This is a genomic window from Janthinobacterium sp. CG_23.3 (assembly GCF_046115965.1).
In the GTDB taxonomy this organism is placed as follows: Bacteria; Pseudomonadota; Gammaproteobacteria; order Burkholderiales; family Burkholderiaceae_D; genus Janthinobacterium.
The window spans coordinates 68775-87467 of the sequence record NZ_JBJXIB010000004.1 but is presented as its reverse complement, the minus strand read 5'-3'; the positions used below and the strand labels follow the sequence as shown (position 1 = coordinate 87467).

The 18693-nt window shown below is 55.0% G+C and carries 13 protein-coding genes; 9 read left to right on the top strand and 4 right to left on the bottom strand.

The window, feature by feature from the left end:
- Window positions 1–120: 120 nt before the first annotated feature.
- Genes ACFDR9_RS02855 through imuA form a run of 3 tightly spaced genes read right to left on the bottom strand, consistent with a single transcriptional unit; the run spans window position 121 to window position 5422 of the window.
- Window positions 121–3267, bottom strand: a complete 3147-nt coding sequence (locus ACFDR9_RS02855) for an error-prone DNA polymerase (RefSeq protein ID WP_409029993.1) — start codon at window positions 3265–3267, stop codon at window positions 121–123.
- Window positions 3268–3270: 3 nt separating this feature from the next.
- Window positions 3271–4746: a Y-family DNA polymerase gene (locus ACFDR9_RS02850; protein ID WP_409029992.1), complete on the bottom strand. Its 1476-nt coding sequence runs from the start codon at window positions 4744–4746 to the stop codon at window positions 3271–3273.
- Window positions 4679–5422: a translesion DNA synthesis-associated protein ImuA gene (gene imuA / locus ACFDR9_RS02845; RefSeq protein ID WP_409029991.1), complete on the bottom strand. Its 744-nt coding sequence runs from the start codon at window positions 5420–5422 to the stop codon at window positions 4679–4681. The genes ACFDR9_RS02850 and imuA overlap by 68 nt, the downstream gene beginning before the upstream one ends.
- A gap of 287 nt (window positions 5423–5709) precedes the next feature.
- Here imuA and ACFDR9_RS02840 point away from each other — a divergent pair, with 287 nt between their 5' ends.
- The 4 genes from ACFDR9_RS02840 to ACFDR9_RS02825 all read left to right on the top strand — a co-directional run bounded on the left by ACFDR9_RS02840 (window position 5710) and on the right by ACFDR9_RS02825 (window position 9199).
- Window positions 5710–6414, top strand: a complete 705-nt coding sequence (locus ACFDR9_RS02840; protein ID WP_409029990.1) for a hypothetical protein — start codon at window positions 5710–5712, stop codon at window positions 6412–6414.
- Window positions 6415–6507: 93 nt separating this feature from the next.
- On the top strand, window positions 6508–7386 hold the full coding sequence (locus ACFDR9_RS02835; protein WP_409029989.1) for an OST-HTH/LOTUS domain-containing protein: 879 nt from the start codon (window positions 6508–6510) through the stop codon (window positions 7384–7386).
- Window positions 7383–8030, top strand: a complete 648-nt coding sequence (locus ACFDR9_RS02830) for a hypothetical protein (RefSeq protein WP_409029988.1) — start codon at window positions 7383–7385, stop codon at window positions 8028–8030. Before ACFDR9_RS02835 ends, ACFDR9_RS02830 begins: the two co-directional genes overlap by 4 nt.
- Window positions 8031–8047: 17 nt before the next feature.
- Window positions 8048–9199 carry a hypothetical protein gene (locus tag ACFDR9_RS02825; protein ID WP_409029987.1) on the top strand — a complete coding sequence of 384 codons (1152 nt, stop codon included), beginning with the start codon at window positions 8048–8050 and terminating at the stop codon, window positions 9197–9199.
- A gap of 981 nt (window positions 9200–10180) precedes the next feature.
- Here ACFDR9_RS02825 and ACFDR9_RS02820 read toward each other — a convergent pair.
- On the bottom strand, window positions 10181–10321 hold the full coding sequence (locus ACFDR9_RS02820; RefSeq protein WP_282407532.1) for a hypothetical protein: 141 nt from the start codon (window positions 10319–10321) through the stop codon (window positions 10181–10183).
- Window positions 10322–10540: 219 nt separating this feature from the next.
- Here ACFDR9_RS02820 and ACFDR9_RS02815 point away from each other — a divergent pair, with 219 nt between their 5' ends.
- The 5 genes from ACFDR9_RS02815 (at window position 10541) to ACFDR9_RS02795 (ending at window position 18669) form a co-directional block, all read left to right on the top strand.
- Entirely contained in the window at window positions 10541–11137 is a 597-nt protein-coding gene (locus ACFDR9_RS02815; protein ID WP_409029986.1) for a hypothetical protein, read from the top strand.
- A gap of 519 nt (window positions 11138–11656) precedes the next feature.
- Window positions 11657–13210, top strand: a complete 1554-nt coding sequence (locus tag ACFDR9_RS02810) for a type I restriction-modification system subunit M (protein WP_409029985.1) — start codon at window positions 11657–11659, stop codon at window positions 13208–13210.
- Complete coding sequence (locus ACFDR9_RS02805) at window positions 13200–14525, top strand: restriction endonuclease subunit S (RefSeq protein WP_409029984.1); 1326 nt, start codon at window positions 13200–13202, stop codon at window positions 14523–14525. The genes ACFDR9_RS02810 and ACFDR9_RS02805 overlap by 11 nt, the downstream gene beginning before the upstream one ends.
- Before the next feature lie 2 nt (window positions 14526–14527).
- Window positions 14528–15586 (top strand): SIR2 family protein, encoded by a 1059-nt coding sequence (locus ACFDR9_RS02800; protein ID WP_409029983.1) that lies wholly within the window; start codon window positions 14528–14530, stop codon window positions 15584–15586.
- Window positions 15583–18669, top strand: a complete 3087-nt coding sequence (locus ACFDR9_RS02795; RefSeq protein ID WP_409029982.1) for a type I restriction endonuclease subunit R — start codon at window positions 15583–15585, stop codon at window positions 18667–18669. The genes ACFDR9_RS02800 and ACFDR9_RS02795 overlap by 4 nt, the downstream gene beginning before the upstream one ends.
- Window positions 18670–18693 lie beyond the last annotated feature (24 nt).

Genomic DNA, 18693 nt, shown 5'->3' with positions numbered 1-18693 from the left:
CTGGTCACCAACGAAAACGTCATCCAGCGCTCTTGTCGTTTCAATCGCACTATTTTAGTCGAGATGGCCCAGGGCGCGCATTGCCAGTTCCGACGAAGTTGCCATTTGTCCCTTGCCGACTCAGTGAAAATTGCGGCTTCGCGTATCGAGCTCACCCAGGAGATGCGAAAGGTCGACCAAGCGCTTTGCGACCAGATGCCGCACATTGTTCTGACACTGCCAAACGCCGTACACGCCCAGCAGCGATGCCCCCATTAGTTCCTTGCGCTGTTGCTCGACTAGACTCGGCCAACAAATTACGTTGACGTTGCCGGTCTCGTCCTCGAGCGTCACAAAAATCACACCGTTGGCAGTCTGAGGTCGTTGGCGGACGGTTACGATTCCGCATCCCCGGGCCAGTCGCCCATTGTCGAACTGATTCAGGATTTCTGCCGGAAGGAATCGTAGCGTTGCTAGCCGGCTTCGCAGCAGTGCGAGCGGGTGCCGGCCCAGCGTGAGGCCGAGATGGCGGTAGTCGGCGACGATATTTTCAGCTTCCGACGGGGCCTCCATTTGGACGAATTCCTCCACCACTGTCGCGGGCCGCAATAGACCTTTTTCGGGTACGCTGGCGACCGCCTGCCATAGGGCCTGGCGCCGGTTCCCCGATAGCGACTCAAGCGCATTTGCACTTGCCAACGCGTTGAGATGGCCGGCGTTTAGATTCGCGCGAGCCGCCAAATCCGTGGTGCTCGAAAATGGATGGGAAGCGCGAGCTTCTTCGATGCGCCAGCCGGCTTCTCGCTCCAATCCATTAATGTTGTTGAAGCCTAAGCGCACTGCAGGTTGTGCTCCTGCGATGGGCTCCAGCGCGGCCTCCCAGCTGCTGACGCAGACGTCAACTGGGCGAACTTCGACTGAGTGCCGGCGCGCGTCCTGGACCAGCGACGACGCGCTATAAAAGCCCATCGGTTGGCTGTTCAACAGTGCCGCCAAAAATGGGGCTGGGTGATGGCACTTGAGCCAGCTGCTCGCGTAAGCCAGCAGGGCAAAACTGGCGGCGTGCGACTCCGGAAAGCCGTACTCTGCGAATCCTCGAATTTGGCCAACTATCGCGGTAGCGAATTCCTCTGAATACCCACGCGCTGACATTCCGGCCATGAGCTTTTCTTCAAACTGTTCCAACCCGCCTTTGCGCTTCCATGCCGCCATCGCTCGGCGCAACTGGTCCGCTTCGCCGGCAGTAAAGCCGGCGGCGACCATGGCGATTTGCATTACCTGCTCTTGAAAAATTGGGATGCCCAGTGTCCGCGAAAGAACAGCTTCCATCTCCGGGCTGGGATAGCTGACGGGGTCGATGCCTTGTCGGCGGCGGAGGTAGGGATGAATCATGCCACCTTGAATCGGCCCTGGTCGGATGATGGCCACCTCGATGACAAGGTCATAAAAAGTTCTGGGTTGAAGTCGCGGCAGCATCGACATCTGCGCGCGGCTCTCAATCTGGAAGACCCCGACGGTATCTGCCTGACAAATCATTTCGTAGGTTGCCGGGTCTTCGTGTGGCACGTCGCGCAGTTCGAACCGTTCGCCGCGTTGCTCGGAAACGAGGTCCAGTGCGCGGCGAATGCAACTCAGCATGCCCAACGCCAAAATATCTATCTTCAGTAGCCCAACGGCGTCGAGGTCATCCTTGTCCCACTGAACGATGGTGCGATTTTCCATCGCGGCATTTTCGACAGGCACGAGGCGGCAGAGCTTGGAGTGAGATATGACAAACCCTCCGGGATGCTGCGAAATGTGGCGGGGAAAGCGCATCAGACGCTCGGCAAGGTCATTCCATTTTTCTGCGATGGGTGATTCGGGGTCGAATCCGCATGAACGCAGTCGTTCTTGCAGGTCGGCCTTACCGCCCCATCCATGAGAAGCTTTTGCGACCTTGTCGACGACGGACAGGTCAACCCCGAGCGCTTTTCCAACATCCCGCAATACGCTGCGCGGCCGGTAGCTGATGACGACTGCCGTCAGTGCAGCGCGCATGCGTCCATATTTTTTGTAGATGTACTGGATGACTTCTTCGCGCCGTTGATGCTCGAAGTCGACGTCGATGTCTGGCGGTTCGTTGCGCTCCTTTGAAATGAATCGCTCGAAGAGGAGGGTGCCGCGTACGGGGTCGACCTCGGTCACGCCCAGGCAAAAGCACACCGCGCTGTTTGCCGCCGACCCGCGGCCTTGACAGAGGATATGCTGCGAACGTGCAAACCGTACGATATCGTAGACGGTGAGGAAGTAGCTCTCGTACTCCATTTCCGCTATGAGTTCGAGCTCTCGCTCAAGCAAGGCTTGCACGTTGTCAGGGATTCCTGCCGGGTACCTCCAATGTGCCCCGATGTACGCCTCGCTGCGTAGGTAGGATGTAGCCGTTTCACCTTCTGGGACGAGTTCGTGTGGATATTCATATCGGAGTTCATCGAGCGAGAACGTGCACAATTTTGCGACCCGCACCGATTCATCGAGAGCGTCACGGGCATAGAGATTGCCAAGCCGGAGGCGTGACCGCAAATGTTGTTCGGCGTTCGGCATCAGTTTGTATCCGCATTCAGCGACCGAGAGTCCGTACCGAATAGCTGTCATCGTATCTTGTACCGGCTTGTACGAACGAACGTGCATGCACACGTCCCCAGTAGCGACGATAGGCAGACCGTAGCTGTCGGATACACGGCTCACCATCGCTTTGTGCTTGTCGTCACGGGCACGGTGGTGAAGTGTTATCGCAATTCGCGCCCGGCCAGGCGCGCACTGTACGAGCCATGCAGCGTGGCGTTCGACGTCTTCGAACGTGCTCCCATATTTCGGCGCCAATATCAGCTGACAATCCGGCATGCCGCGCAACGGCGTGAGGTCACCGACCGGATTCGCGATATCGCGTGGAAGCACCAAGTACGTGCCTTTTTCTGCGCGCGTGCGGGCGACCGTTATCAGCTCGCTGAGGTTACCGTAGCCGTTTCGATTCATCGCCAAGATGATGAGCGTGAAAGGTGCGGTGCCATCCTCCGGCGTGACGGTCATCTGGCTTCCGATGAGCAGATGCAGGCCAAGCTCCTTTGCCTTGATGTGCGCCTTGACGACGCCAGCGAGCGTGCATTCGTCGGTGATAGCAATGGCGTTGTAACCCAATGCTGTCGCGCGTTCAACGAGGTGTTCGGGCGCCGAGGCACCTTTCAAAAATGTGAAGTGGCTAAAGCACTGAAGCTCCGCGTAATCTGGGAGATTTTGCTGGATGGTCGCCATGTGTCACGCATACAGGCCGTGCAGAAACCAGCGAGCATCCGTCGTTCGTTCCAGGTAAATCCAATAGCAGCTTGCGTCCGTCCCTTGGGCAACGTAGTAGTCTCGAGCAGCGACTTGGTCATTCCACCAGCCAGCTTCGACGCGTTCAGGTCCCCGTATCAGCTTCAACGGACTGCCGTAAAATGGACGCTCGTTGCGCATCAGGAGCGCAATCGGCTTCGGCAGCAACCAGTATGGACGGTCTTCAAGAAGCTCATCGTCGTCCTTGCTAGGTTTCGGGATTTTGTCTGTCGCAGGTACCCACGCGTTGCACACTTCGGGTCGATAGTCGTGCAGTGAAGTCGGCGCCAGAACATTTTCTGGCCCTAGCCGCGCCGACAGCAATTCCAGCAGTCGGTGAAAGTCGGCGGGCGAACCGCCCGGTTCTGGGAACAGCGATTGCGTCGGTGGAAGCATAGGCACAAGCTGTTTAGCCTCCAGGCGCAGGGCGATGACCGGTGCCGATAGTTCGACTTTGCCCAGGCGCTCTTTCAACAGCCGAATCAGATGGCCCTCATGCCAAGCCGGTTCCGCCAGCGTGATTTCCAGTTCAGTCGGAGGTATGGCGGTGCGTCCGCGTTCGTGCTCAAGGTAGAACGTAAAGATTCTGACGGCCTGTTGAAGCGACACCAGCCAGCCGACCAGTTGCAGTATCAGACTGGTTGCACCGTGCAGCAGAGCATCTGCGTGCTCGACGCGGTCGAACGTTTCCATTCGCTGAGAGAACGTGAGCGGCACCTTTATCCAGTCGAACATCTCTGGCGATTGGCCATATGCGCGGTCAAGCTCCAGCAGCAACTGTTTGCTTGTCCGACGCAGCAATCCTGCGCGAGGCAGGCGGCGCAGCGCACTTAGGTCATGAGCACCAATTCCGGTCAGCCAGTCTCGATACGGAGCCGCTGCAGGAAGCAGGTCGCACGGCAGCCCGTTGAGCCGCTGTTCGAGCGTCTTCATCCGGGCGACCCGGCGCCGGACAGGCTGCCCCCGCGTGCGGACGCAACGGGCCAGCAACCAGGCGCCCATGGCTGTAGGCGCCGCCGCCAGATGGGCAGTGAATCCCAGCAACGCAATGCTCGCGCCTATTCGTCTACAGATTGCCAGGGGGCCGCCAAAGAGCGTGAGGCTGGCGCTGACATCCATCAGGATGCTGAAGTCATCGGTATGGGTGACCTCCGGCGTGAACTGAAGAATCGCCATCGCGATGGCATCTCGCGCCAGCATTTCTTTTTCCGGGGTGCGCTCCAGCATGACGGTTGTCGGCGAAATTGCGGACACGCCACCGGCGCGCATTCCTCGTCGAACGCCGGTGCGCGCAGCCTCGTTGGACATAACCGTCACCGTGTTTTGGTCGAGGACAGCAAATGCGCCGGGTTCAGACCAAGACGGGCGCAGCGACTCGAGAGGTAATAAGGGCAGGTAAAGAGTTATCAATAACTTCATGGTCTATATCCAACAGCTGACGACCGGCAGGCATGTCAGCCAGCGGAATAAATAGCGGGACGTCGCAATGCGGTCCACGGCGTTTCAAAATTTCTACAGACACGCCTCCAAGCGCCGGGCGAAGAGCCAGCCGCAGCGGAGCAGGGGACGAATCGCTGGCGCACGACATCGGGCGCATGAACCAGAACCATGTATCGGTCGTCTGCGCTGCCAGATTCAGCCGGCGCAATGACTCTGACCTGACGTTTTGTTGCCAAAAAATGACTGCCCCGCAGCTGCCGTTCTTCAAGATTTGTTCGGTAGTCCAAAGAGCGTCGGCACTACTTTTCGCCGTTATCCAAAGTAGCCGGTTGGTGTCGATGCCGCCCACCTTGAACGCCATCGACTGCGGAATGTAGGGCGGCTGTACCAATGCGATTCGCTGTGTCTTCGAGAGCGCGGCAAGCGCTGGCTCCAAGAGCTGCAGCTCGCCGATGCCTGATTGCTGGAGCAAGAGTTCAATGAGGGACGACCTTGGCCAGCCCTTGTTTGGTAGCTCAGCGTCGAGATATGCGTGCCCAGTGGCGCGCGTGGTTGACCTCGAAACCGCCAACTCGCTCGCGCGCCAGACGTCCTTTGCGACCAGCTGCGCAAGTGTTCGAGTGCTCTCATCCGGTATCAAGGGTGGCGCCAACATGATTTTTTGCTCATTCGCTCCAACGGGTTCTTGATGGAAACCGTCTGGAAAACTACTGTATAAAAACACAGTATAAGCCAACGATTGGCGCTACGTGAAGCTTTTTTATGGTCGGGTGGAGACTGAACAGTTGGTAGCTGTCAGCTCAATCTGAACAAAAAAACGCCATTGCCGCTTCTGCAGTCGTCTTTTGCTACCGCCCGTCGATGCGCAGCATCGGGATTTCATATGCGCGATTTCTATTCTGGTGGCGTGTCGAACTTGCTTGATGGACATTTTGGAAGTATATGGCTAAGATTGCAACACCGCGCAGCCAGGACATGCCTCATTCTTCACCAAGATTGGAACTTATGAAAAGCACTTTCTCCGAATTTGTAAAGAGCATAGGCGACGCTGCTGCTTCAGCCGCAGACGCCGTATCCAAATCGGCCGAAACCTCGCTTGCCGCAGCCAAAACCTCTGCTGAAAAAGCTGGAAATTCCGCGCTTGAGTTCGGCAAATCGACTGGAGAGGTATTGGGTGATGCCGCCCAAGCAACGTCGAACTTTACATCGAGAGCAGGAGATTCAATTTCGAACGGCACAGCAAAGTCGTTAGCCGCAGTCAAACAAGGAGCCTCCGCCGCTGGCGAATCTGCATCAACGAGCACCAAATCTGCCGGGACGGCCCTTGGAGTTGCAGCCGATTCCGCCGGCAACGCACTCGGTGCGCTTGGCGTCCTGGTCGGCGACCTGAACGGCGACGGCAAAGTAGATTTCGAAGACGCAAAAATCGCTGCAGCCAAGGTTCGGGAGGTTGCCGGCGCGGCGGCTGCGGAGCTCGGCCAATTGGGCAAGAGCGCTCTGCAGTCAAAACTCGTCCAAGACGCGGCCGCCGGTGCAGTGGTCGGCGGAGTCTTAGCTTCCTTGATTCCAATTCCATTTGTTAGCACCATAATCGGCGCCAAAGTTGGCGCGGCAGTAGGCATTTACAATAGCATCGTGAAGAAGTGACAACAGAGCCCGAGTTCATCTCAATCCATAGTTGACGTGAGCGGCGTTTTAATAGAGCTACAGCATGAAGTCCAGCGTAAGCTGGGCCGCTGCATGTTGCGTGTGCAGCAGTACGAGCGGTTGTTGAAGACAATGGTCGCGGGCATGGCAGTGAAAGGTCCGGTAGAACGATTCCAAGCCGTGCAGGACCAAAAACTCGCCGACGTGCGCAACAAGACTTTGGGCACGCTCGTGGGAACGTTCACCGGTGACCATCTGACTGCGGCTTCATCGGACGTTGAGGTTATTCCGGATGATGGCACCAGGTCCGGCGGCCAATCTGCTGATGTTCCTTGGGCCAGCGTGCGATTCAATATCTCAATGTCGCCTGAGCGCTATGCGCAAACCAAGGATGGCTTGGCCGAGCTGGTGGCAATGCGCAATGACCTCGTCCATCATCTCATTGAAAATTTCGACATCTCTGATGAAAACGGATGTCGCGCTGCATCCATCCATCTCGACGTTTGCTACGGCAAAATTGATAGCCAATGCAAGCTATTGAAAACTTGGGCCAACAGCGTAGTTGAGTCCCAGGCGCTGGCGTCGTCATACGTGCAGTCAAAGGCCTTCGAAGATATGTTTATTCATGGTATCAACGAGGACGGTTCAGTGTGCTGGCCGCGGAGCACGATAGTCGAATGCCTGCGCGAGGCTGAAGCTGCTTGTCAAGTGGGCGGATGGACCTCCCTCGATGCCGCGATAGGGTTTATCTCGAAGGAAAATCGAGACCAGGGACCAAACAGGTATGGCTGCAAGACTTGGCGCCAAATTTTGAGGAAATCCGGACTGTTCGAACTTCGCATCTCCAATGCCTCGCAGGGTGCGATAGTTCAGGCGTGGTACCGTAGCTGTCCCGACGCCCCCGTTGCCCCAAACTGCCCTTATGGGAAGCCGCCTAGCCAAACCGTAGCGACTTTGAAAGCCATGAAATGACCTCACAAAATCTTCAAAATCGCGTCGACCCATGGGGCCAACTGCATGCTGTTCCAAGCAGAGGAACACTCATGGGGAATCGCGGAATCCTTCATGACGACGGGAATCGTATTGTCAGACCGTGGGCGCATAAGGCATGGGCCACGTGCCTGCTTGAATTCAACAGCATCAAGCGGGCTAAACCATTCTCGCCAGGGAATTACTCCGAGCTTTTTTTCCTCGACGAAGCGACCGCCTTTGCGGCGGGTCACCGGCCGTGTTCTTACTGCCAGAGGGCGCGCCATCGTGAGTTCAAGGATGCGTGGGTACGCGCAAACGTGGTTGACGAACTGCGTGCGACGACGTTGATGCCTGATGTCGACAAGGTCCTTCACGCCGAGCGCTCTTTTCCTGGCGGACGCAAAGTGACGTTTGATGCGCCGCTCGACGAGCTGCCCCACGGTGCCATGTTCGAGTACGAGGGAGCTGCTTACCTTGTTGCAGCCTCTGGTTTCTTGCCGTGGTCGTTTGATGGCTATGGTGCCATAAAGAGCATTGGCGGCACCCCGGTCGTGAAAGTGTTAACGCCTCAATCCGTCGTTAGGGCCTTCGATAACGGCTTCGCGCCGATGGTACATGCCTCTGCTCGGTCGGAGGAAAGATGAGGTCTGGACAGGTTCGTGTGATTTCTGATAGCGAGGTCAGGGACACTTCAAAAGAGGTGCGAACAGTCAAGAAATCGAAGATTAAGTTTCTCAACCCTTTTGAAGGTCGGGCGAAAGCATTGGAGCTAAGCGGACTATTTCTGTTTGACCCAACTGTTGAAATGAAACTCGGCGGCAACCCACTCAGTAAATTGTATGCGGAGATGGGTAAGGAGTCGCTGTATAAACGTCTGAAGCGCTCGGAGAAGTTGAATATTCCTTGGTCTAAGCGTCTGTCAAACGATGTGATTGAGATGTTGCCTCCTCAGATACAAGACGAAATGCGCGTCATGCTGGGAGGAGACGAGTCCGTCGCGCAACGAGCCGGCATAGTTGGGCTTTGGACCTTTTATTTCTACGCGAGTGAGCCATTTAGAGAAGAGCCACTTCATTCTCATGACCAGCTGACCATGGACATCGAGCGCGCATGTGTTGATGCCGCTAAGCTCTGCGCGCAAGGTCTCTTCGCCGACGCTTCACGGCAATTAGCAGCTGACCCGTTGATGCGACATTTCCTTTGGCCGGCGGCGTTGGAAGCGATTGAAGCATCGCCTAATTTTCAGGGGCTGCTTCCTGTTCGGGCATCGGTTGCTCTCGAAGCACGCCTAAGCATCATGGCCTGTTGGGACGTTCAGTTGCAGGTCGCTGCCGGTAACGTCAAGACGTCGAATTTCGCCTTTCTTCTGCCGTCGCTGAATTCGAAAGAGAAGAATCCCATCGGTCTGTTCTTTCGATGGCTGCTGGAAAAAGCTGGGGTTTCGACAATTAAGGCGTTGAGTGAGGACGTGAGGCTTGCCAGCTTATGCGTTGACATAGGAACTCTGGGCGCCTGGAGCCGCGGAACGAACCTGCCAAAATGGTCGTATTTGAAGTCAATGTCGGTTGCGCTCTTCGGCAAAGTTGAGTCTGAGGAGACGCAGCGAATGTATTGGGCTGCGACGTATTTCAACTTCGTAGGGTACCACGCCACTTTGGTCTCAGAAAGAGCAAAGAAGCTGCATGGGACTCCTGCAGCAGACGCTTTGGCACCTTGGCCGACAATGCCTTTCGGCCATTGCTCCATCGAAGTTTGGTTTAGCAGCCGGTACCAGTACTGGCTAGAGTTTCATCGGCGCTCATGCCGAGGATAGGAGGGACGCAGCGCTTCGCAGGATATTGCTGAGCGGGTCCCCTTGCGTCATCAAAACGGGCTGAATGCGTGGGGGAGCAGGCTAGCTTAGGCCTGCAGTTCCAAGACAGCTAAACAGGAATTTTCACTATTTTGAGCGGGTTTTGCTCGGTGGGGAGGCTTTCATAGCCTCCGACATGGCCGCGGCAGGAAATGTTCCCTTCTTTACCTGACCACCGCTGTCTTGCGCGGTCCCCTTGTAGATTCGGCTGGCGGCCTCAATCGTCCAAGGCGTTTTGCGCTCGCGGGTGGTGATAGGCTCCCTGGCCTTTTGCGGCGGCACCGCTTTCGGGGCTGCCGTCGAAACTTTCGGAGCGGTTGATATCGAAAGCGGCATAGCACCGTGCCCGCGCCCTCGAATAGCGTCACGGGAGGGCGCCGATACTGATTTTGGGGCCTGCTTGATGGATGCAGGCGAGGACGCAGCAGCTTTTGGGGGAGGCTTGGGGTGACTGTTCTTGACAGCCGGGTTTGCTTTGCCTGAACGTTGGCTTAAAGGTGATTTCATCATTGTGGTTTCATCTCATCAAAGGGTGAATTGCAAAGTTCGGCTGGCGGAATCATTCCGTCGCTCCGGTAGTCTTTCGGTTCTGGTCGGTTCTGACTTCATTTATATTGTCGCCAGTAGTGGAATCTGGCGACAGGAACGATTGTGCTGGAGCAGGCATCGGATGTAACTACGACGGTTTGGAAAAACAAGCGTTATCGCCGGCTTTGCTGCTGGGTTTTGCAGTTTGAAAGGCGGAGGTAGAGGGGCAATCCACTGCCCGGCCCGGGTCTTCCGTTCGGTCACAACTGTTGAAGAGTAGATGGAGCCCGGTTCTCGGGTCGGCTACAATTTTCTTTGAGCTACTCGCCCTAGAGGCTCCAGCGGGGGGCAGGGACAGTCGGCCAATACGCCGTCCCTAGATGCCGACTGGTGCCGGTACTCAATTTTCAACGCCTACTCGTCGTCCCCATCGTCGCCTTGATAGCGGTCGTTGTTTGGGTTTAGCTGGTCAGAGCGGTTGTCCTGGCTGTCATCGTAACTATCGTTGTTTGGATTCATGCTGTCACTGCGGTCGTCGTTTGCGGTTCTGCTCATTTGTAGCTCCATGTGGTAGTCGTCGGCGAAATTGCCGACAGAGACCATTGTGCCGACGAGCGCTCTGGATGTAACTAGGACGGTTTGGAAAAACGACCGCTCCAGCTCGTGCCGAGCCCGATGAAATGATGCGGTGGCGGCGTGCTGCGGGCGCCTCAGGGGGGGCGCCGAAAGGCTTTATGATTTGCAATTCTCGCCCATCTTCTGGACATCCCAAGTATGCAGGCAATATCCAAATTCGAATACGAACTTGCAGCGCTGATTGGCGCGCCCACCGACCTGCGCCCCTTCGTCTGCGATGGCTCCCCATTGACATGCGACGTGTTTATTGTTGGCTTCAATCCCGCGACTACGATGTCTGCGGACTTTTGGCAGTTCTGGCGCCCAGGTGTGGGCTTTGACAAAGTAGCTTGGTTCGAGGCATACAAGAAGGACCGGCAGCTCAAACCACTGAAGCCGGGGAAGACGCGGCGCAATGCCGTGAGCCCTTCACGTCGAGTGATTGAGATGATTCTTAAAGGCGCTTCGCCTTGCCGCTGCTTGGAAACCAACATCTATTCTGCGTCAACAGAACAAGCTACTGACTTGGCCACACAACAGCGAATTACTGCTCCCTTCGCCTTCCTGCTTGCTAAAATCAAACCCCGCGTCATCGTTGCACACGGAATTGAGGCCGTAGAGCACATTCGAAAAATGAACGTCGGTGCTAAAGTTTTTCAAGTGTCCCACTTTTCCCGCGGCTGGTCGCACCAGGAAGCTCGCGCGCTTGGTGTCAAAATCAAAAATGAGCTCAGTATTGTTGAGCAATCAGGCTGAACGAAGTTCTGTAGTAACTTGCTCGTTGCCGGGCATTCATTCCTCAGCGAAGACCTTCGGGGTGGAAGGGAAGGTTTGTTCGCAGAATGAGTTGAAGCAAAAAACGGAGCATCGGCCTAATCTTCGATGAGCGCAGTTAAGTATTCACCAAATACCTCCGCGCATGTTTCTTTTACAGTGGCATTGACTTCAGGTCATGGCGCTTTGCCCAGGCGGGCACGCCAGTCGGCCATCAGCGCCGTCACTCCCAAGCGGTTAACGCGGTCCGCCGACCCGCTTCGCAACGGCAGTTCCATCCATAAAACCGAAGAGCGAACGGTCCCGGACAGGGCCTTGTGCATCATTCGATGGCCCGGAAAATGCGGATGCAGTCCGGTGACAATTCGTGATTATTTGTCGGCCAGATACATCCGAACTTAGCTTGGGTTCCACGGCGAATAATCGAGTCGCTATTTCCCCAAGGCACAGTAAAACTGGTCATAATATCAGTCTCCTGACCACAAACAGCGCATCAATACAATGCTCGACGACATCAAAAAAACACTCTGGGCGACTGCTGACAAGCTGCGCACCAACATGGACGCGGCTGAGTACAAGCATCTTGTTCTTGGCCTCATCTTTCTCAAGTACATCTCCGATACCTTTGACGCTCGCCGGGCTGAACTGACCAAGCGGTTTGCCGACCAGACCGACGACTATTTTCTGCACGACTCCGATGCGGAACTCGTTGCCGAAGAGCTGGAGGACCGCGACTACTACAAGGCGACCAACGTGTTCTGGGTGCCCGAAGGCGCCCGTTGGGAAGCCCTCCGTAGCGCTGCAAAACAAGCCGATATTGGCAAACGTATCGACGATGCGTTGACGCATATTGAGCTGGAGAATCCCAAGCTCAAAGGTATATTGGACAAGCGCTACGCCCGCGCGCAACTGCCAGACGGAAAGCTGGGCGAGCTGGTCGACCTGGTCTCCACCATCGGATTTGGCGACAACCCCAGCGTCGCCCGGGATATCCTGGGCCAGGTCTACGAGTACTTCCTTGGCATGTTCGCAAGCGCGGAGGGTAAACGCGGCGGGCAGTTCTACACGCCAGTTAGCATCGTCAAAACCCTAGTCGCTATCCTCAGCCCACATCACGGCCAGGTCTACGACCCTTGCTGCGGCTCTGGCGGCATGTTCGTTCAGTCTGAGAAATTCATCGAAGCGCACGGCGGGAAACTGGGGGACGTGTCCATCTACGGGCAAGAAGCCAATCCGACCACTTGGCGGCTGGCTGCGATGAATCTGGCCATTCGCGGCATTGACTTCAATCTCGGCCGTGAGCCGGGGGATACCTTCACCCGCAATCAGCACCCGGACTTGCGAGCCGACTTCATTCTAGCCAATCCGCCATTCAACATCAGCGATTGGTGGCATGGCAGCCTGACCGGTGACCCACGTTGGGTCTATGGTGACCCTCCGCAAGGTAATGCCAACTACGCCTGGCTCCAGCACATGCTGTACCACCTCAAGCCAACCGGCCGAGCCGGCATCGTACTGGCCAACGGCTCGATGAGCTCCAGTCAGAACAATGAAGGTGTCATTCGCGCTGCCATGGTGGATGCCGACGTGGTGGAAGTGATGGTGGCGCTGCCAGGCCAGCTGTTCTTCAACACTCAGATTCCGGCTTGCCTGTGGTTCTTGGTCAAGCGCAAGACGCACCGTAAGGGCGAAATCCTTTTTATTGATGCGCGCAAGGTTGCCACCATGATTAGCCGTGTGCAGTCCGAGCTCACAGACGAGGTGATTGAGCGCATAGCGAGCGTTGTCGCCGCTTGGCGCGGTGAACCGGACGCGGGTGAGTATCAGGACGTCGCAGGTTTCTGCCGCAGCGTCAATTTAGCTGAAATCGCTGAGCACGGGCATGTTCTCACGCCAGGTCGCTACGTTGGGGCGGAAGAGGTTGACGACAAAGATGAGGACTTCGCTAAGAAGATGCAGCAGCTCACCGAGAAATTGGGAGAGCAGATGGCGAAGGGTGCTGAGCTAGACCAGTTGATTCGCCAAAAGCTGGGAGGACTTGGGTATGAATTTTGACCTTCCAGAATTACCTCAGAATTGGTCATACGCGTCTTTGGAAAGTTGTAGCCAGCCTAATTCCGTGACCTATGGTGTTGTGCAACCAGGCGCTGCGCTGGAACACGGAAAAGCTCTGATTCGCGTCAATAATTTTCGAAACACACGTATTGACCTTGCAGATGTAATGTATATCTCGCCAGAAATTGAGGCAAAGTACAGTAGAACTCGGTTGAAAGGTGGCGAAATTTTATTGACAATTGTAGGTTCGGTCGGTCAAGTAGCCGTCGTATCTAGTCAGTTTGCCGGATTCAATGTTGCTCGAGCAGTCGCCGTGATTCATCCACTTCCAAGCGTCTCGGCAGAATGGATAGCACTATGCCTTCGTTCGCCCCTTTCGCAACACATATTGGGTAGTCGGGCCAATACGACCGTTCAAACTACAATAAATTTGAAAGACCTTCGAGCTCTGCCGATTCCACTACCGCCGGAGCCAGAGCGAAGGGCTATAGCTGAGTTTGTGGGCACGCTGGATGACCGTATTGCCCTTCTTCAGGAAACCAATGCGACGCTAGAACTCATCACCCAGACTCTTTTCAAGTCATGGTTTGTCGAGTTTGCGCCTGTTCAAGCTAAGGTGGAGGGCCGCGTTCCTGACGGCATGGATGGTGCCACGGCGGCCTTGTTTCCAGACTTCTTCCAAGAATCTGAGTTGGGCCCAGTGCCGAAAGGATGGCAGGTGTTACCTGTTGGAGATGTCGTCGATTCAGTCGGGGGTGGAACACCTGATACGACGAATTCTAGCTACTGGAATCCACCGCTTCACTGTTGGACGACCCCAAAGGACCTCTCGGACATTACATCACCAGTACTTCTCAATACAGAACGGAAACTGAGTGACCAGGGTATCGCCAAGGTCAGTTCGGGACTACTCCCGGCCGGCACCCTGCTCTTGTCCTCACGAGCGCCTATTGGCTATCTAGCTTTGACGCAAGTTCCCATGGCAATTAATCAAGGTTACATCGCACTAAAACCAGGCGGAATTTTACCCCCGCTATATATGCTGTTTTGGTGCAAACAAAACATGGAGCAAATAAGAAGTAGGGCGAACGGGTCGACTTTTATGGAGATAAGTAAGAAGGCTTTCCGACCAATCCCGGTAGTAGTCCCGCCGTCTGAGGTGGTCGAGGCGTTCGCCGAAAGAGCTGGCGCGTTGTTTGAAAAATTGTCACAGAACGAATTGCAAGTGCAAACCCTCAACCAGCTTCGAGATACTATGCTGCCACGATTGATGGCGGGGCAAATCAACTTCCCTCTGTCATCGGAATTTCAATAATCATGCGCTTCCTATATAAATATTTCAAAGACGAACTGAATCAAGAGGATGCAGTTCAAATTGTCGATGGCCTAGTTGATATCCGGGGCGAGAAATTTAGTGCCTTTGAAATATTGAAATTGGCCACGAAAGAAGGGCAAGGAGACTCGGTTTGCAATCGCGTTTTTTCGGACTGGAGTGCTGGTTTCATTGAACGAAAGATTGAAGAGGCTGACGACTTTCTTGAACAGTACGGCAATTGTGAGCGATTTGGCAAGCTTGTAGAGTTGTGCAAGATTGGAGGGGTTATACCTTTTGTCGGCGCAGGCATGTCGTGCAGTAGCGGGTATCCGATGTGGACGAACTTCCTAAAAAATCAACTACGTCAAACCAATATTTCTCCTGTAGATTTTGATGCAATGCTGCAAGCAGGCGAATACGAAGAGGCGGCCGAAGAGATTGCACAGCACATGAAAGGGCCTGCGTTTTCGGAGGCGGTTGAGAGCTCATACAATATTGAAAGACCTGTAATCGGGCCAATTCAGCTGCTACCATATATTTTCTTAAATCATGTGGTGACAACTAATTTCGACAATGTACTTGAGCGCAGTTATGGCGTTGAGGGGGCTGCGTTTTCTGAAATTATTCGCGGCAGCGATTCCGCCGAACTAAGGAGAATGTTGCTTAGGGGGCAAAAGATTTTACTGAAATTACATGGCCGTGCTGATACTGCGAATGGTCGAATTTTAACCAAGTCGGAATATGACCGACATTACGCCGTAAACAATACTTTAGGGGACACTCTCGGATTATTGTCAGACCGATTTAGTTTCCTTTTTATGGGGTGTGGCCTGACCGTGGACCGTACTTTGGTTGCATTACGTGAGCATGTGAATAAAGTGGGCCATGACAACCTGCCAAGACACTATGCATTTTTGCCGGCGCCTGACTCGGAACAGCTTCGGATAACTCGGCAGCAGCATCTTGTGGATTATCACATCTATCCAATTTGGTATCCGACGGGAATGCATGATGAGTCCATTTCCGCACTTCTGTTGAAGATTTGGAGTATGCGTTCATGACCGAAGACCAACTCGAACAAGAAGCTTTAACCTGGCTACAAGAAGTTGGCTACACGCCAGTCTACGGCGCTGACATTGCTCATGACGGTAGTAAGCCCGAGCGTGCCCACTATCGCCAGGTGCAGCTAACTTTCCGTTTGCAAGCGGCAATTCTCAAGCTCAATCCGAACGTTCCAACTGCAGCACGGGAGGACGCTTTGCAGCAAGTGCTGGAGCTTAGCATTCCATCGCTTTTGCCGGCGAACCGGCACTTTCACAAATTACTGGTGGGTGGCGTACCAGTCCAGTATCAAAGTGGAGGCGAAACCCGCGGCGACTTCGTGCGCCTGGTGGATTGGTCTGATTGGTCTCAAAATGAATTTTGGGCAGTCAGTCAGTTCTCTATCAACGGTGAACACCATACGCGCCGCCCTGACATCATCTTGTTCGTCAATGGATTGCCACTCGTACTCATCGAGTTGAAGAATCCTGCTGACCTGAACGCGGATATCTGGAAAGCATACGACCAGATTCAAACCTACAAGGCGCAAATCGCAGAAGTCTTCCAGTACAACGAAGTGCTGGTTATCTCCGACGGAACTAACGCTCTACTGGGCTCGTTGTCGGCGAGCGCTGAGCGGTTCATGGCATGGCGCACTATCGACGGCGTGACGTTGGACCCATTAGGTGAGTTCAATGAATTACAGACCCTAGTGCGTGGTTTGTTGGCGCCCCAGTACCTGATGGACTACTTGCGTTACTTCGTGCTTTTTGAAGACGACGGCCAATTGGTCAAGAAGATTGCGGGATACCACCAGTTCCACGCAGTGCGCGCAGCCATCCTTCAAGTGGTAACTGCCTCTCGACCGGGTGGCTCTCACAAGGGGGGGGTAGTCTGGCACACCCAGGGCAGCGGTAAGAGCATCACCATGACCTGTTTCGCGGCACGTGTGATGCAAGAGCCCCAGCTGGAGAACCCGACCATCGTTGTCATCACCGACCGTAATGACCTTGATGGTCAGCTCTATGGTGTCTTCAGTTTGGCCCAGGACCTATTGCGTGAGCAACCAGTTCAAGTCAGCAGCCGGCAAGACCTGCGCGCCAAGCTAGCCAATCGTCCGTCCGGCGGCATCGTGTTCGCTACTATTCAGAAGTTCATGCCCGGTGAAGACGAGGACGTATTTCCCGTCCTATCAGAGCGTACAAACATTGTCGTGATTGCCGACGAAGCGCACCGTACTCAATACGGTTTCGAGGCTAAGTTGAAGGGAAAGCCCGGCAGTGAGACCTACCAGGTTGGATATGCCCAGCATCTACGGGATGCTCTTCCCAATGCTACTTTCGTGGCTTTCACCGGCACGCCAGTCAGTAGCGAAGACCGTGATACACGCGCAGTGTTCGGCGACTACATCTCGGTCTACGATATGCAGCAGGCCAAAGAGGATGGCGCCACTGTGGCCATCTACTACGAGTCGCGCCTTGCAAAGCTGAAGTTGAAAGACGAAGACCTTCCGTACATTGACGACGAGGTCGATGAGTTGGCAGAGGATGAAGAAGAAGGCGCTCAAGCCAAGCTCAAAAGCCGTTGGGCTGCACTGGAAAAAGTTGTCGGAGCAGGGCCGCGTGTAGCAAGCGTAGCCGCTGACCTAGTGGCGCACTTCGAAGAACGCAGCAAAGCTCAGACCGGAAAAGCTATGGTCGTGGGCATGAGCCGTGATATTTGCGTGCACCTCTACGATGAAATTGTGAGATTACGCCCAGACTGGCACGATACCGACCCGGAGAAGGGGGCCATCAAAGTCGTCATGACTGGCTCCGCGAGCGACAAAGCTTTGCTACGTCCTCATATCTACAACGGCCAAGTCAAGAAGCGCCTTGAGAAGCGTTTCAAGGACGCCACCGACCCATTGCGCTTAGTCATCGTGCGTGACATGTGGCTTACGGGCTTTGATGCTCCTTGTGTCCACACGCTGTACGTCGACAAACCCATGAAGGGGCACAACTTGATGCAGGCAATCGCGCGCGTCAATAGGGTTTTCAAAGATAAGCAAGGCGGCCTAGTTGTGGACTATATCGGTATTGGCAATGAGCTAAAAGCCGCCATGAAGGAGTATACGCAGTCTGGTGGCCGCGAGAGACCAACCGTGGACGCTCGTGAGGCCTACAGCCTGTTGATGGAGAAGATGGATGTGCTGCGGTCCATGCTGCACGGCTTTGACTACAGTGGCTTCCTCACCGCCGGCCATAAGGCGTTAGCTGGTGCCGCCAACCATGTACTCGGCATCAAGGACGGGAAGAAGCGCTTCGCCGACATCGCTCTGGCCATGAGCAAAGCATTCACCTTGTGTTGCACCTTGGACGAGGCAAAGGAGGTTCGTGAAGAGGTAGCGTTCCTGCAGGGCGTGAAGGTCATCCTTACCAAGAAGGACATCACCGCTCAGAAGAAAACGGACGAGCAGCGCGAGCTGGCGATTCGACAGATTATCAACTCCGCCGTCGTGTCAGAGAGCGTTGTAGACATCTTTGATGCTGTGGGCTTGGAGAAGCCCAACATCGGGTTGCTGTCCGACGAGTTCCTGGCCCAGGTTAAGAATCTGCCAGAGAAGAACTTGGCAGTTGAACTGCTGGAGCGTTTGCTTGAGGGCGAGATTAAAAGTCGCTTTGCCAGCAACCTGGTACAAGAAAAGAAGTTTTCCGAACTGCTTTCAAACGTCGTCACTCGTTACCAGAATCGTTCTATTGAGACGGCCCAGGTCATGCAGGAGCTGGTCGAGATGGCCAAGAAGTTCCGCGAAGCCGCCAATAGAGGAACACAGTTGGGGCTGACCGACGATGAAGTGAAGTTCTACGATGCGTTGGCGGCAAACGAATCGGCGGTGCACGAGCTGACGGATGAAACCCTAAAGAAAATTGCGCATGAGCTTACTGAGAACCTGCGTCAAAACATCACGGTCGATTGGTCTGCCAGGGAGAGCGTGAGGGCTACGTTGCGTTTGATGGTTAAGCGGATTCTGCGGAAATATAAGTACCCGCCAGACCAGCAGGAGCGGGCCGTGGAGTTGGTGCTTCAGCAGGCAGAGGCTTTGGGCGAGGCTTGGACATGAAATCGCTATTAAGAAGGGTGAATT

Coding starts and splice junctions, on each gene's coding strand:
- ACFDR9_RS02805 (WP_409029984.1), top strand. CDS start 13,200: ATGAATTTTGACCTTCCAGAATTACCTCAGAATTGGTCATACGCGTCT.
- ACFDR9_RS02800 (WP_409029983.1), top strand. CDS start 14,528: ATGCGCTTCCTATATAAATATTTCAAAGACGAACTGAATCAAGAGGAT.
- imuA (WP_409029991.1), bottom strand. CDS start 5,422: ATGTTGGCGCCACCCTTGATACCGGATGAGAGCACTCGAACACTTGCG.
- ACFDR9_RS02815 (WP_409029986.1), top strand. CDS start 10,541: ATGCAGGCAATATCCAAATTCGAATACGAACTTGCAGCGCTGATTGGC.
- ACFDR9_RS02820 (WP_282407532.1), bottom strand. CDS start 10,321: ATGAGCAGAACCGCAAACGACGACCGCAGTGACAGCATGAATCCAAAC.
- ACFDR9_RS02855 (WP_409029993.1), bottom strand. CDS start 3,267: ATGGCGACCATCCAGCAAAATCTCCCAGATTACGCGGAGCTTCAGTGC.
- ACFDR9_RS02795 (WP_409029982.1), top strand. CDS start 15,583: ATGACCGAAGACCAACTCGAACAAGAAGCTTTAACCTGGCTACAAGAA.
- ACFDR9_RS02830 (WP_409029988.1), top strand. CDS start 7,383: ATGACCTCACAAAATCTTCAAAATCGCGTCGACCCATGGGGCCAACTG.
- ACFDR9_RS02810 (WP_409029985.1), top strand. CDS start 11,657: ATGCTCGACGACATCAAAAAAACACTCTGGGCGACTGCTGACAAGCTG.
- ACFDR9_RS02840 (WP_409029990.1), top strand. CDS start 5,710: ATGGCTAAGATTGCAACACCGCGCAGCCAGGACATGCCTCATTCTTCA.
- ACFDR9_RS02835 (WP_409029989.1), top strand. CDS start 6,508: ATGTTGCGTGTGCAGCAGTACGAGCGGTTGTTGAAGACAATGGTCGCG.
- ACFDR9_RS02850 (WP_409029992.1), bottom strand. CDS start 4,746: ATGAAGTTATTGATAACTCTTTACCTGCCCTTATTACCTCTCGAGTCG.